The 13078-nt window shown below is 65.7% G+C and carries 11 protein-coding genes and 1 pseudogene; 8 read left to right on the forward strand and 4 right to left on the reverse strand.

The window, feature by feature from the left end; genetic code table 11:
- On the reverse strand, nucleotides 1-2741 hold a 2741-nt coding region (locus KBZ07_RS08195), incomplete at its 3' end, for a DUF4347 domain-containing protein (RefSeq protein WP_254931151.1).
- Between the two features lie 548 nt (nucleotides 2742-3289).
- Between KBZ07_RS08195 and KBZ07_RS08200 the strand changes: the two genes are divergently transcribed.
- The 3 genes and pseudogenes from KBZ07_RS08200 to KBZ07_RS08210 all read left to right on the forward strand — a co-directional run bounded on the left by KBZ07_RS08200 (nucleotide 3290) and on the right by KBZ07_RS08210 (nucleotide 6890).
- Nucleotides 3290-3412: a hypothetical protein gene (locus tag KBZ07_RS08200; RefSeq protein WP_254931152.1), complete on the forward strand. Its 123-nt coding sequence runs from the start codon at nucleotides 3290-3292 to the stop codon at nucleotides 3410-3412.
- Nucleotides 3413-3670: 258 nt separating this feature from the next.
- Nucleotides 3671-4833 (forward strand): annotated as a pseudogene (locus tag KBZ07_RS08205) (IS5 family transposase).
- A gap of 242 nt (nucleotides 4834-5075) precedes the next feature.
- Nucleotides 5076-6890: a glycosyltransferase family 39 protein gene (locus KBZ07_RS08210; RefSeq protein ID WP_254931153.1), complete on the forward strand. Its 1815-nt coding sequence runs from the start codon at nucleotides 5076-5078 to the stop codon at nucleotides 6888-6890.
- A gap of 1 nt (nucleotide 6891) precedes the next feature.
- Here the strand turns inward: KBZ07_RS08210 and KBZ07_RS08215 are convergent, their stop codons facing one another.
- Nucleotides 6892-7434 carry a DUF721 domain-containing protein gene (locus KBZ07_RS08215; protein WP_254931154.1) on the reverse strand — a complete coding sequence of 181 codons (543 nt, stop codon included), beginning with the start codon at nucleotides 7432-7434 and terminating at the stop codon, nucleotides 6892-6894.
- Between the two features lie 87 nt (nucleotides 7435-7521).
- Here KBZ07_RS08215 and KBZ07_RS08220 point away from each other — a divergent pair, with 87 nt between their 5' ends.
- The 5 genes from KBZ07_RS08220 to KBZ07_RS08240 all read left to right on the forward strand — a co-directional run bounded on the left by KBZ07_RS08220 (nucleotide 7522) and on the right by KBZ07_RS08240 (nucleotide 11711).
- Entirely contained in the window at nucleotides 7522-8268 is a 747-nt protein-coding gene (locus KBZ07_RS08220; RefSeq protein ID WP_254931155.1) for a PspA/IM30 family protein, read from the forward strand.
- Between the two features lie 74 nt (nucleotides 8269-8342).
- Nucleotides 8343-8663, forward strand: coding sequence for a thioredoxin (gene trxA / locus KBZ07_RS08225; RefSeq protein ID WP_254931156.1), 321 nt, complete (start codon nucleotides 8343-8345; stop codon nucleotides 8661-8663).
- A complete protein-coding gene (locus tag KBZ07_RS08230; RefSeq protein ID WP_254931157.1) occupies nucleotides 8650-9837 on the forward strand; it encodes an aminotransferase class I/II-fold pyridoxal phosphate-dependent enzyme in 1188 nt (395 codons plus the stop codon). Before trxA ends, KBZ07_RS08230 begins: the two co-directional genes overlap by 14 nt.
- Nucleotides 9834-10541 carry a biotin--[acetyl-CoA-carboxylase] ligase gene (locus KBZ07_RS08235; protein ID WP_254931158.1) on the forward strand — a complete coding sequence of 236 codons (708 nt, stop codon included), beginning with the start codon at nucleotides 9834-9836 and terminating at the stop codon, nucleotides 10539-10541. Before KBZ07_RS08230 ends, KBZ07_RS08235 begins: the two co-directional genes overlap by 4 nt.
- Before the next feature lie 96 nt (nucleotides 10542-10637).
- Nucleotides 10638-11711, forward strand: coding sequence for a M23 family metallopeptidase (locus tag KBZ07_RS08240; protein WP_254931159.1), 1074 nt, complete (start codon nucleotides 10638-10640; stop codon nucleotides 11709-11711).
- A gap of 16 nt (nucleotides 11712-11727) precedes the next feature.
- Here the strand turns inward: KBZ07_RS08240 and KBZ07_RS08245 are convergent, their stop codons facing one another.
- Both KBZ07_RS08245 and KBZ07_RS08250 read right to left on the reverse strand, forming a co-directional pair.
- Entirely contained in the window at nucleotides 11728-12402 is a 675-nt protein-coding gene (locus tag KBZ07_RS08245; protein WP_254931160.1) for an ABC transporter ATP-binding protein, read from the reverse strand.
- Between the two features lie 5 nt (nucleotides 12403-12407).
- On the reverse strand, nucleotides 12408-13078 hold a 671-nt coding region (locus KBZ07_RS08250), incomplete at its 5' end, for a proton-conducting transporter membrane subunit (RefSeq protein ID WP_261355666.1).

The following is a 13078-nucleotide window of genomic DNA, read 5'->3' on the forward strand; positions in this document are numbered from 1 at the left end:
CCGGCGTTGATGACTCCTAAGGTCAGGCCATCGAGTGTATTGAGAGCCGCTGCAGCACCGGTGGTGTCATCGATGGTGATCGTGTAGTCGTTGACATGTGAATACGTCAGCGTCAGCAGTGTTGTGACGTCCTCTTCGCTGATCGTCGCGGTGACCACACCAGCGGTCTTGACAGCGATGGCATTGGCTTCTCCAACGGAGGTGTTGCCGGAAATGCTGACCTTGGCAGCGGCGGCAACAACCAGGGTGTCGGCTGTGACCAGAGCAGCGGTCACCTCAGAGGGGCTACCGGAAATGGTGACGGCATTGGAGACTGTGACGGTGCCGGTGGTCCTGCCGCCAAGCGTCGACAGATCTGTCGCCAGCAGCGTTTCCGTGTCCGCATCAGTCACCGTCAGAACGACGTTGGCAGCTGTATCCAGCGTGGACTGATCGTCGGTGGCAGCGAGGAGCTCAGCCAGGGAACCACTGATGGTTCCGACAGCGGTGGCATCCACCACAACGAAGGTCTTGCCGTCGATCGTGTTCAGATCCGCGGCTGTTGCCGTCCCATCCTTAATCGTGATCGTGTAGTCGTTGACCTGGTCATCCGTCAGCGTCAGCAGTGTTGTGACGTCCTCGTCGCTGATCGTCGCGGTGACCACACCATCGGTTTCGGCGGCGATGTCATTGACAGCATCGACGCCGATGGGGTCGGTGACGGTGACATTGGCAGTTGTGGCAACAACGAGGGTGTCGGGGTTGACCAAAGCTGCGGTGACTTCTGCAGCGCTGCCAGAGATAACGACCGCCTTGCTCACCGTGACCACACCGGAGGTGTTACCGCCGAGGGTTCTCAGGGCGCTGGCTTCCAGAACAACACCGGCCGTATCGTTGACGGTGACATTGGCAGTTGTGGCGACATCACCGAAATTACGACCGCCACCGCCGGTGGTGAAGACCTCAAGGACTTCTACAACGGTGCCGTTGATGTCGGTGAGCGCCGACGTAGGTTCGATGTAGCCAGCTATATTCGTTCCAAATTTGGAACGAATAGTGTTGAGATCGGCTGCAGCCGCTGAGCCCACTATATATAGGTGTACGATTTTGAGTCGGTTACCCTCAGGGCCGCTGAGAGTGGCTACGAGGTCTGCGGCGTTACCGGTTGTATCACGGATCTCAATGTTGCAACTGACTTCGCCGAAGGTAAGCTCAAGAAGGTCGTTTGCCTGGTCGACTGTTATCGATTCGGCTTTGATAGTGTAGGCGTTGACCTGGTCATCTTCCAGCATCAGCAGTGTTGTGACTTCCAGCTCGCTGATCGTCGCGGTGACGATGCCGGAGGTATTGGCGGCGATGGCATTGGCGGTTTCAACACTGATGGATGAATTAGTGACGCTCAGTGCTTTATTACCGAGACCCGAAATTCCGAGGCTGTAAGCGGTGATGATTTCAAGAGCGGTGCCGTTGATGGCGGTGAGGGCTGAGCCGTCGATGGTGCCAGTGCCATTGGCTGTTGCGATGGCCGCGATATCAGCTGCAGCCGCAACTCCAGTTAGAGCGGAGTTGAAGTTGGTGGGATCTGTATCGAGATCGGTGAGGGCCTGAGCGACAGCTGCGGCGGTGCCGTTGATGGCGGTGAGGGCTGAGCCGTCGATGGTGCCAGTGCCATTGGCTGTTGCGATGGCCGTGATATCAGCTGCAGCCGCAACTCCAGTTAGAGCGGAGTTGAAGTTGGTGGGATCTGTATCGAGATCGGTGAGGGCCTGAACGACAGCAGCAGCGGTGCCGTTGATGTCGGTGAGCGCCGAACCGCCGATGGTGCCAGTGCCATTTGCGGTCTCGATGGCCGTTATATCGGCTGCAGCCGCGGCACCTGCCGAGAGGAGGGTATTGAAGTTGGTGGGATCTGTATCGAGGGCGGTTAGCGCTTGAAGGACAGCAGCAGCGGTGCCGTTGATGTCGGTGAGCGCCGAACCGTTGATGGTGCCAATTGTTGCGAGACGGATCAAGCTGAGATCCGCTGCAGCCACTGAGCCAGTTATGAATACATGTACGAATGTGACTCGGCCAGTGCCGGCGAGAGCCGCCAGGTTTGCGGCGGTATCTGCTGGGTAAATGGAGGCTTTGAGGGTGACGCCGGGGGACAGATCAAGAAGGAAGTTTGCCTCGGCTACCGAGATTGATCCGTTGGGAATCAGCTTGTTGTTTTCGTCCCAGCCGGTGAGGGGGGGGTTGCTGGGATCAACGCCAGGATTGAAGGCAAGGTCAACGCCTAGTGCCAGGCTCCACGCGTCCTGAGCTGAGCGAGAAAACGGAACTACAGAATTAGCGACGCCTTGCAGCTCCCAGCTGCCGCCCACTGATGCGTGGCCAACTACACGATTGCTGGCAGCTACCACGGCACCGCTCAGTTGCTCCAGGGCTTGCACGAAGGCCTTGTCGGCTCCGACGTGGCAGGCATAGAGGTCGATGCTCTGCACTCCCCAGCTGGCCACTAGGGCAGCCCGCCTCTCCAGCGCACTTTGGTCGATCACTTCAGCACCCAGCATCAGCTCGCCAGCGCGGCCATGGCACAAAACCATCAGGCGCCTGGAGCCGGTGGCCTTCAACGCTGCATCCACCACAGCTAAGGCGTCGTCCTGGGTATGCACAGGAACGGCAAGCACATCGCCTTCTAGCCCGCCGAGTAGCAGGTCAAGATCTAACAGGCCTGCGTCGTAGGCAAGAACGATTTTGCCGTGGATCGAAGCTTTTATCACAGTATTAGAGCCCTAATCCCCCAATCTTACACCCACCTCGCGCCCGGAACAACGTGCTTCGCCGAGGGCGATGACCGCATGGCAATACAGGGCTGTCGCGGTAATGAGACTCATAAGATTGCCTTATGCGTTACTACCGCAGGGTCGCCAAAAAGTGTGTCCACGGCGTGCTGGCGGGGCCTGGCAGCATTGGCTTTGGTCGGCGGGCATGGCTCAACTCCATGCCCCCAAATCCCAGACGCCGCAGCTAATCAGCTTTCTCAAGGCCATCCCCGATTGACGCGTTTGCCGTGGTGTGAGCTACCCACAGTGGTTCCTGTTGCTGGCCACGCTGCTGGGCTTGGATTTCAAGCGTCGGCGGTCCGATGCCACCTTCCTTTACCTAGACCGCTGCGCGGAAGCCTGACGGCTACAACAAGGCTCACCTGGAGAACTTTGGCGATGTGGTTCAGGCCTGAATGATCAGCCAGGTCGCAGGCGGGGCCGAGGGTCTGGAGCAGCTTATTTGCGGCGAATGACGCTGCGAGGCTCTGCGGTTGAGGCCGAAGATGGCAGTCACCGATTTGTCGCCGCGCACCCAGGTGACGGTCTATGCCCGGGATCTTGGCGTCGCCCTGGCCCAAACGACCTACGACACCGGCGAATCCATTGAACAAGCAGCCCCCAAATAGCTGTTGAGCACCCTGGAGCTGGAGGGCCCACTGATCCAGGCGGTAGGCGCAGCTCCTCCGTTGGCGAAGCCTTATAGAAGATAAGGAGTTGCTCTGCACACCACCCGCCTGTTTATAAGTGGTGCACTTGTACAACCCTGGCGGCCGATGTAGAGGCCAGTCACTACGGCTACGGCCCAAGGCTCAGTGCCATGGTGGGCCTTATGAGTTTGCTTAAAAACCAGACCTGCGCGAAAATAGGGCAACTGCCCAGCCCAGATGCGAGGTCACCGGGAGAGCAGCGGCTCCCTGTTCTCCTACGTGTCGATTGAGGAGCGGATCCCGGCCAGTCATCCGCTGCGGCGGATCTGGAAACTGGCGGATCAGTCCCTTGATCGGCTCAATCCCACCTTTTGCGAGCTCTACGCCGCAGAAGGCCGGCCCTCAGTCCCGCCCGAGCAACTCCTGATGGCCTCGTTGCTGCAGGCGTTCTACGGCATCCGCTCGGAGCGGTTGTTGCTCGAGCAGCTCCACTACAACCTGCTGTACCGCTGGTTTGTCGGCCTGAGCCCCGACGATCCGATCTGGCACCCCATCACGTTTACCAAGAACCGCGAACGGCTCCTCAATGACCAGGTGATGGGCAGGTTCCTGGAGAAGCTAATGGCGGCTCCAGAGGTCAAGCCGTTGCTCAGCGATGAGCACTTTTCAGTATATGGCATCCTGCTGCAGACCTGGGCCTCCCATGCCTCCCTGGAGCGGATCGATGGTCAGGACGAACCACCACCACCGCCATCAGGCCCTGGAGAGGGTTTTGGTCAGCACCAAGAAAGCAAGAAGCGGGCCAAGGGCGATTTCCGCGGCGTCAAGCTCAGCAACAAGACCCACCGCTCAAGGACGGATCCAGACGCACTACTGGCCCGCAAGTCACACGCCCATCCATCCCATCCGAGCTATCGGGGCCACGTGCTCATGGACAACCGCAATGCCCTGATAGTGGATTGCCAAGTCACCCAAGCGGTGGGCACCGGGGAACGGGATGCGGCCAAATCAATGGCAGCTGATCGTCCCGGTGCCCACCAGAAAACCCTTGGTGCCGACAAGGGGTACGACACCAAGGGCTTTGTCTCTGAGATGCGTCGCATCGGCGTCACGCCCCACGTGGCCCAGAACACTGCTCGCGCAGGCGGCTACGCCTTTGACGGGCGCACCACCCGCCACGAGGGCTACGCCAAGTCGATCAATGCCCGCAGGGCATCGAGAAGGTGTTTGCCTGGATCTAGAGGAAGTCTTCTCCGCAGGAGTAACAGTGGGGCGGACTGCGCCAGTTCAAACTGCGCGGCACCGAAAAGGCCGCTGCGGTGTTTGGTCTGCATGTGATCGCCTACAACCTGATCCGCCTGGGCAATCTGCTCCGTCCCGCGGCGATGGAGGCAGCGTGAGCAGCGCTTTGCCCAGAGGTGTGGCCAATTGCACGGCCAAAAGCCTCAAAAACTGCCCAAACGGGCCTCGCCCAGCCGTATGAACTGCGCTGAGAGCTGAAATAAGCAAGAAATCAGCTTTTGCTTGGGGGAAGCGTGCTCGGCGTGTGCGTGTTTCTGCAAACTCCCAATGCCATCGCCGGCCGCCCGCGAATCTGGCCGGGATAGGGCCGGGATAGGTTCGATGCCTCCGCCCTGGCCGGATGGCCCCGCCGCCCGTCGCTTCGTTCCAGCGCCGTCAGGTGCTGTTGATCACGGCGGCGGTGGCCCTGGTGCTGTTTGGGTGGCAGCTGGGCAGCTCCGGCCTGGTGGACGAGACCGAGCCCCTGTTTGCTGCCTCGGCCCGGGCCATGGCCGAAACCGGTGACTGGTTGATCCCCCGGGTAAACGGCCTGCCCCGCTTCGACAAGCCGCCGCTTGTCTACTGGGCGATGGGGCTGCTCTATGCCCTCCCCGGCCAGGAGCTCTGGAACCCCCTGGGCACCTGGGCGGCGCGGTTGCCTTCGGCCCTGGCTTGCGGCGCCGTGATGCTGGCCCTGGTAGACACCCTGCTGCGCTGGCCCCAGCGGCCCGGCCGGCCGGCCCTGGTCGCCCTGACGGCTGCCTTTGCCTTTGCCCTTTCGCCCCTGGTGCTGCTCTGGGGCCGTATCGCCGTCAGTGATGCCCTGTTTTCAGGTCTCCTGGCCCTCAGCCTGCTGCTGGGCTGGCAGACCTATGCCGCCCGGGGCCAGGGTTGGTGGCGCTGCTGGTTGCTGCTGGGCTTGGCGGTGCTGGCCAAGGGGCCGGTGGCCGTGGTTCTGCTGGGCCTGACCCTGCTGCTGTTTGGCTGGTTGCAGGCAGATATGGCCGCTCTCTGGCGGCGCCTGAGGCCCCTGCCGGGGCTGGCGATCACGGCTCTGGTGGCCCTTCCCTGGTACGGGGCCGCCCTGGTGGTGGCAGGGGAACCCTTCTGGCGCAGCTTTTTTGGCTACCACAACCTGCAGCGCTTCACGGTGGTGGTGAACAACCACCTGCAGCCCTGGTGGTTCTTCGCGCCGGTGCTGGTGATCGCCAGCCTGCCGGTCACGCCCCTGCTGTTGCTGGGCCTGGCCCAGGGGGTGGGCCCCCTTCGCTGGAGCTGGCGGCCGGCGAAGCCCCTGGCGCCTGAACTCTCGCTGCAGCGTTTCGCGGCCTGCTGGTTGCTGGCGGTGCTGCTGTTTTTCACCGCCGCGGCGACCAAGTTGCCCAGTTACTGGCTGCCGGCCACGCCGGCGGCGGGCCTGCTGATTGCCCTGGCAGCCCAGCGGGGGCTGGGCTGGGCCTGGCGACTCAGCGTTGCCCTGACGGCCTTGCTGGCGGTCGGTTGGCTGGCTTCTCCCCTCTGGGTGCCGCTGATTGTGGCGCCGGAGATCCCGGCCCTGGCCACGGAGCTGCTGGCCGGTGGCTGGCTGTTGCTGGGCGGGGGGCTCTACGCCCTCGCCGTGGTTCTGGGCTTGGCCTTCGCTCGCTGGCGCTCCCAGGCGCGCAGCGGTGGCGCCGCCGCCCTGCTGGCGCTGCAGCTTCCCCTGCTTGCCTTTGTGCCCTTGGTGCTCCAACCTGCCTGGCAGCTAGGTGATCGGCTGCGGGGCCTGCCGGTGCGGCAGATGGCCTCGGCACTAGTTCGGCAAGCCCGCCCCGCCGAACCGGTGGCGATGGTGGGGATGCTCAAGCCCTCCCTCCACTACTTTGGCCGCCGGGTGGTGATCTACGAGGGGGCCGAGCCCCACAACTTGGTCAACCTGGCCGACCGGCTTCGGACCGAGACCCGCCCCGGCCAGCCAGCCAGCACCCCGGGCGAGCAGCCCACCCTGCTGATGGTGATCGATACGGGCACCGCCGCCCTGCCCTTCTGGCAGGGCCTCGAGCCCCAGCTGCTGGAGCGTCGCGGCATCTATGGCCTCTGGCGCCTGGATCGCCGCCGGCTGGAGCAGCGGGCGGCCCAGCTGCAGCGGCAGGGGGTCGCCGCCGACTGGCGGCTGCCGCGCCCAGAGCGCTATTGAGTTAGCCGGGGGGGCGGGCTGCCAGAGCCAGCTGCTTCTGGCGGCAAAAGCTGCAGTGGCCCCAGCGGGCCATCTCCCCGGCCGGGGCCGGACTGCTGCAGCGGGGACAGGTGGCCATGCCGTGGACATCCACCCGGCTGGGGTGGGCTGCCCACACCTCCCCTTCCTGCAGACCGCCAGGGGGGGCGGCCGCCGCGGGGTGGTGTTGTTCCAGGCGCAGATCGCGCACGCTGAAGCCATTGGCGCGCAGGGCCCCCAGCAGCTGGTGCCGGTTGTATTGCAGGGCCTGGAGCCAGGGGCCCGGGGCCGCCCCCACGGTGAGCAGGCCGCTGTGCAGGCGCAGGGGCCTGCAGTGGGGGGCGAGCTGGGCGCCGGCGATGCGCGGCCAGGCCTGCCAGAGGGCCGCCAGGTGCCCGCCCTGCTGCCAGCATTGCTCCAGCTCCCGCAGGCAGCTGGCCAGGCCGCTTGCGGGTGGGCGCGGCGCCGGCACCAGCAGGCTGAGGTTGCCGATCTGGCGGGTTTGCTGGCGGGAGGCCTTGGCCATGGGCTGACGTTATCGGGGGTGCGGCAATCCCGCTGGTAAACCGCGCCAAACTCTGGCTACCCTCAAGCATCGCCCTTGCCAGCTCCGATGGGCTTCTTCGATCGCCTCAGCCGCCTGATCCGGGCCAACGCCAATGCGGCGGTGGGATCCATGGAGGATCCGGCCAAGATCCTCGACCAATCGGTGGCCGACATGCAGTCGGACCTGATCAAGTTGCGCCAGGCGGTGGCCACGGCTATCGCCAGCCAGAAGCGCATCCAGAACCAGGCAGAGCAGGCCGAATCCCAGGCCGCCACCTGGTATGAGCGAGCCGAGCTGGCGCTCAAAAAGGGTGAGGAAGACCTGGCCCGTGAGGCCCTCGGCCGCCGCAAGACCTGCCAGGACACCGCCACGGCCCTGAACACCCAGCTGCAGAGCCAGGCAGGCCAGGTGGAGCAGCTCAAAAAGAGCTTGATCACCCTCGAGAGCAGGATCGCCGAGGCCAAGACCAAAAAGGACATGCTCAAGGCCCGCGCCCAGGCGGCCCAGGCCCAGGAGCAGTTGCAGAGCGCCGTCGGCAGCCTGGGCACCAACAGCTCGATGGCGGCCTTCGAGCGCATGGAGGAAAAGGTGCAGACCCTGGAGGCCCGCAGCCAGGCGGCCGCCGAGCTGGCCGGTGCAGACCTGGAAAGCCAGTTTGCGGCCCTGGAGGGCGCGCCCGATGTGGACGATGAGCTGGCGGCGCTGAAGAACCGCCTGGCCGGCGGGGTTGCGGCCCCCCAGCTGGAGCCTGTCAAGGTGAGTGAGCTCGACCCCGAGCTCGAGCAGCTGAAGCGCTCGATCGACAAGCTCTGAGGCCTCTGGCCATCCAACTGGGGCTTCCCTCTCCATACAATCGGCTCAGCACCAGTAGTTTGCGGGGCCTTGCCGTGTCCGTTGTTCAGCTCACCGACGCCAATTTTCAAACCGAGGTGCTGGATGCTGCTGACCCAGTGCTGGTTGATGTTTGGGCCCAGTGGTGTGGCCCCTGCAGGCTGATGGCACCCATGATGGATTGGCTCGACGCCGAATACACCGGCCGCCTTGCGGTGGGCAAGCTCGAGGCCGATGGCAACCCCACTATCCGCGATTCCCTGCAGATCCAGGGACTGCCAACCCTGATCCTGTTCAAGGGCGGCCAGGAGCTGGCGCGCCACGAGGGAGCCATGGCCAAACCCCAGCTCCAGGCATTTGTGGATGCCCATCTCTGAGCGGCTGTCACGGCTGGGCAGCGGCGTCTTTGCCCGCAACGACCAGCGCAAGTCTGCCTATGCGGCGTGGGCTGCGAGCGAGAACCTCACCCCCCTGCTGGACCTCTCGCTCGGCTCCACCGACCTGCAACCCCCCGCTGCGGCGATCGAGGCGATGGCTGCCCAGTTGGCAGAGCCGGCAAGTTCGGCCTACTGCCTCCATGGGGCCACCCTCCCCTTCCGCCTGGCCGTGGCCAACTGGGCCCAGCAGCGTTTTGGGGTGGCAGTGGATCCGGAAACGGAGGTGCTGCTGCTGGTTGGATCCCAGGAGGGCACGGCCCACCTGCCGCTGGCGGTGCTGAATCCGGGCGATCGGGCCCTGCTGCTCGATCCCTACTACCCCTCCCACATGGGCGGCCTGCAGCTGGCATCGGCCGAGCCGCTGCTGTTGGGGCTGGACGGGGCGGCGGGGTGGCGGCCCGATTTCGAAGCCCTGGGGCCTGGCCAGTGGGAGGCCCTGAAGCTGATGGTGCTCGGTTTTCCCCACAACCCCACCGCCACCACCGGCGAGCAGGCCTGGGTTGATCGGGCCGCCGAGCTGGCCCTGCGCCACGGCGTGGTGTTCGCCCATGACAACCCCTACGTAGATCTGGCCCTCGATGGCGAGGCGCCGGCGCTGCTGCGCTCCCCCCACTGGCGTGGCTGCGGGATCGAATTTTTCTCCCTCTCGAAGGGCTGGTGCCTGGGTGGTTATCGCCTTGCCTTTGCGATTGGGGCTGAGTGGTTGATCACCGCCCTGCGCCAACTCAAGGGGGTGGTGGATTTCAACCAGTCGCTGGCCCTGCAGGCCGGGGCGATCGCTGCCCTGCAGCAGGCTCCCCACTGGCCCGAGCAGCTGCGCTCGACCTACCGGCAGCGCCGCGATGGGATGGCGGCCGCCCTGGAGGCCGTGGGTTGGCCGGTGCAGCTGCCGTCGATGGCGCTCTACCTCTGGCTTCAGGTGCCGCCCCAGGCTTCCGGCATGGGCTCGGAGGCCTTCTGCGCCGCCCTGCTCGAGGCCACGGGCGTGGCGCTGACGCCCGGCAATGGCTTCGGCCCCGGTGGGGAGGGCTGGTTGCGGCTGGCCCTGGTGCAGCCGCTGGCGGAGCTGGAGGCCGCTGCCGCCCGCATCGGCGTCTGGCTGACTGGTCTTTGAGCTGGCAGCTGCGCCGGTTGCCGGTGTGTGCCAGCACGGAGCTGGAGCTGGATCGCTGGCTGGCCCAGCGCCAGGGCCTTGGCTTGCCGCTGGCCAAGCTTGCTGTGCAGGCTGGGCGCCAGCGCTTCGGCCACGGCCAGCAGGGACGCCCCTGGCAGTCACCGGCCGGTGGACTCTGGCTCAGTGCGGCCTTCCCCTGGGCCGGGGCCTTGCCTAGCTCGGCGGCCCTGGGGCTGGCGGTGGCGGTGGGCTTGGCCCTGCAGTTGGAGCAGCTGGGGGTGCCGGTGCAGTTGAAGTGGCCCAACGACCTGCTGGTGCACAACCGCAAGCTGGCGGGCCTGCTGCCGCGGCTACGGCTGCGGGGTGGGTCGATTCGCTGGGCCCAGGTAGGCCTGGGCTTGAACGGTTGCAACCGGGTGCCTGCCGCCGCAATTTCCCTTGCCCAGGCCCTGGGTGCCCGGCGCTGCCATCCCCAGGCCCGCCCCCAGCGGCTGCTGATCAGGCTGCTCGCCGCCTGCGACTGGGCCGCCGCCCACGCCAGCGAGCCCGAGCTGGTGCGCAGCGCCGCCGAGGCCAGGCTGTGGCGGCCGGCGGCTGGCTGGCTGCACGGGGGTGAGACCTGGCAGGTTCTGGGTTTGGATGGCAGCGGTCGATTGCGCCTGGCTCTGGGCAACCGCCAGGTGGCCCTGCAGCGCCATTTCTGAGCATCTCCAGCCCGCCGGCCAGCTTTGGCGGTGCTGGTGCCTACCCTTGGGAGCCGAGGTTTTTGCTTGCCTGAGATGGTCCAGCGTTTGCCAGCTGTGGCGATCGCACTAGCGGTGGCGGCGATGGTTGGCCGGGCCATGGGCCTGGGGCCGGTAGCGGCGCAACAGGCCCAGCTTCCGCCACCTCCAGTTGATCCGCCCCTCGCTGAGCAGCCAGTTGGGCAGCCATCCCAGCAGCAAGCGCTTCCCCCCAGGGCGGCGCCGCTGCGGCCCGATCCGACGGTGCTGCCGAGCCGTCCCCCCACCCGCTTTGATGCCTCCCTCGACTCCCTTGTGCGAGATGGGGTGGTGTCTCCGGCGGAGCGGGCCAGGATTCGCAGCGGCTCCGGCATCACCCCTTTCAATGTGCCCGCCCACCAGCAGGCCTGCCGCAGTGGAGCCCTCTCCCAGCAGGAATGCAGCAGCGGCGTGGTGGTGCGCTGGCGAGGTCGCCTCAACGGAGGCAGCGGTCCGATAGCCGGAGAGGTGCCGGGCGGCTTTGCCAGCCCCCTGCCCCCCCTGACCGTGCCGGTTTCAGCCCTGCTGGCGGGAGCCGGCGGCACGTTTCGCCTCGCCGATGTGTTCGGCGTGACGCCCAGGCCCGCGCCGATCGGCGGCAACGGCAATCGCCAGCTGCTGTTCCCTCTTATAGGTTCGGCGATAACCAGCAGCAACTTCGGCTACCGGCTGCACCCCATCTTGGGCAGCTGGCTGATGCATGCCGGCCGCGATCTGGCGGCGCCGGAGGGCACGCCGGTGGTGGCAGCCCTGGGCGGCCGGGTGGTGAGCAGTGGCCTGGCGGGGGGCTACGGCCTGGCCATCGAGGTGGAGCACGACCGCCCCCGTCGCCGCACCCTCTACGGCCACCTCAGTGAGCTGTATGTGAAGGAGGGAGACCGGGTGCGCCAGGGCGAGGTGATCGGCCGGGTGGGCAGCACGGGCCTGAGCACCGGGCCCCACCTCCATTTCGAGCTGCGCCTGCCCGGCGATGGCGGCTGGGTGGCGGTGGATCCCGGCGACCTTGATCCCGGCAAGGGAGCTGCCGGCAGCGATGCCATTGCCCTGTTGATGGGGCAGTTGTTGCAGAGGCTCGAGCGGCCGCCTGCAGGGGCCCCAGGCGTCAGGGGCTGAGCTGCCTGGCGGGGTTTCAGCCCAGGATGTGGCCGTCGCGGAAGCGCACGATCTTTTCGGCCCGGGCGGCGACGTCGTCTTCGTGGGTCACCATCACCACGGTCATGCCGCCCTGGTGTAGGGCATCAAAGATGTCCAGCACCTCTGCGGTCGTTTGGGAATCGAGGGCTCCGGTGGGTTCATCGGCCAGCAGCAGGGCCGGCTGGTTGATGATCGCCCGGGCGATGGCCACCCGTTGCTGCTGGCCTCCGGAGAGCTGGTTGGGCTTGTTGTTGAGCCGCTGGCCCAGCCCCACCCGCTCCAGGGCCGCCTGGGCCCGCTCCCGTCGCGCGGCGGCCGGCACCCCGGCATACACCATCGGCAGCATCACGTTCTCGAGCGCGCTCAGCTGGGGCAGCAGGTGGAACTGCTGAAACACGAAGCCCAGATCCCGGTTGCGCAGGTCGGCCAGCTGGTCATCGCTGAGCCCTTCCACCGGGGTGCCATTGAGCAGGTAGCTGCCGCTGCTGGGCCGATCCAGACAGCCCAAGATGTTCATGGCGGTGCTCTTACCCGAGCCAGAGGCCCCCATCACCGCCAGGTAGTCCCCCCGGTTGACGGTGAGATCGAGTTTGTCGAGGGCGTGCACGGCCGTGTCGCCACTGCCGTAAACCTTGTCGACGGCCTCGAGCTGGGCCACGGGTGAGCTCATGGGGCTCAACCGATCGCCTGCACAAGCATCGGCGTGCCGGTGACGGCCTGGCTGGCCCAGGTGAACAGGGGGTTGGAGAGAATGCCGCCCACGGCGGTCACAATCACGCAACCCACCAGGGCGGTGCGTAGGGCCGGTAGGCCGGCCACGCTCCAGGAGATGGTCGGGTAGGCCTTCACCACGTCTGAGGCTTCCTGGGGCTCCTTGACCACCATCATCTTGATCACCGAGATGTAGTAGTAGATCGAAACCACCGAGGTGACCAAACCCACCACCACCAACAGGTATTGGTGGTCGGCCCAGCCGGCAAAAAATAGATAAATCTTGCCGAAGAAGCCCAGCATCGGCGGGATGCCGCCGAGGGAAAGCAGGCAGAGGCTCAGCCCCAGGGTGATCAGGGGGTCCTTTTGGTAGAGCCCGGCGTAGTCAGAAATCCGGTCGCTGCCGGTGCGCAGCGAGAAGAGGATGATGCAGGCAAAGGCGCCCAGGTTCATGAACAGGTTGGCCGCCATGTAGAGCACCATCGCGGCGAAGCCGTCCTCGGTGCCGCACACCAGGCCGATCATCACGAAGCCGGCCTGGCCGATCGAGCTGTAGGCCAGCATCCGTTTCATAGAGGTCTGGGCCAGGGCCACCACGTTGCCCAGCACCATGCTCAGCACCGCCAGCACGGTGA

The organism is Cyanobium sp. BA20m-14 (genome assembly GCF_024346295.1).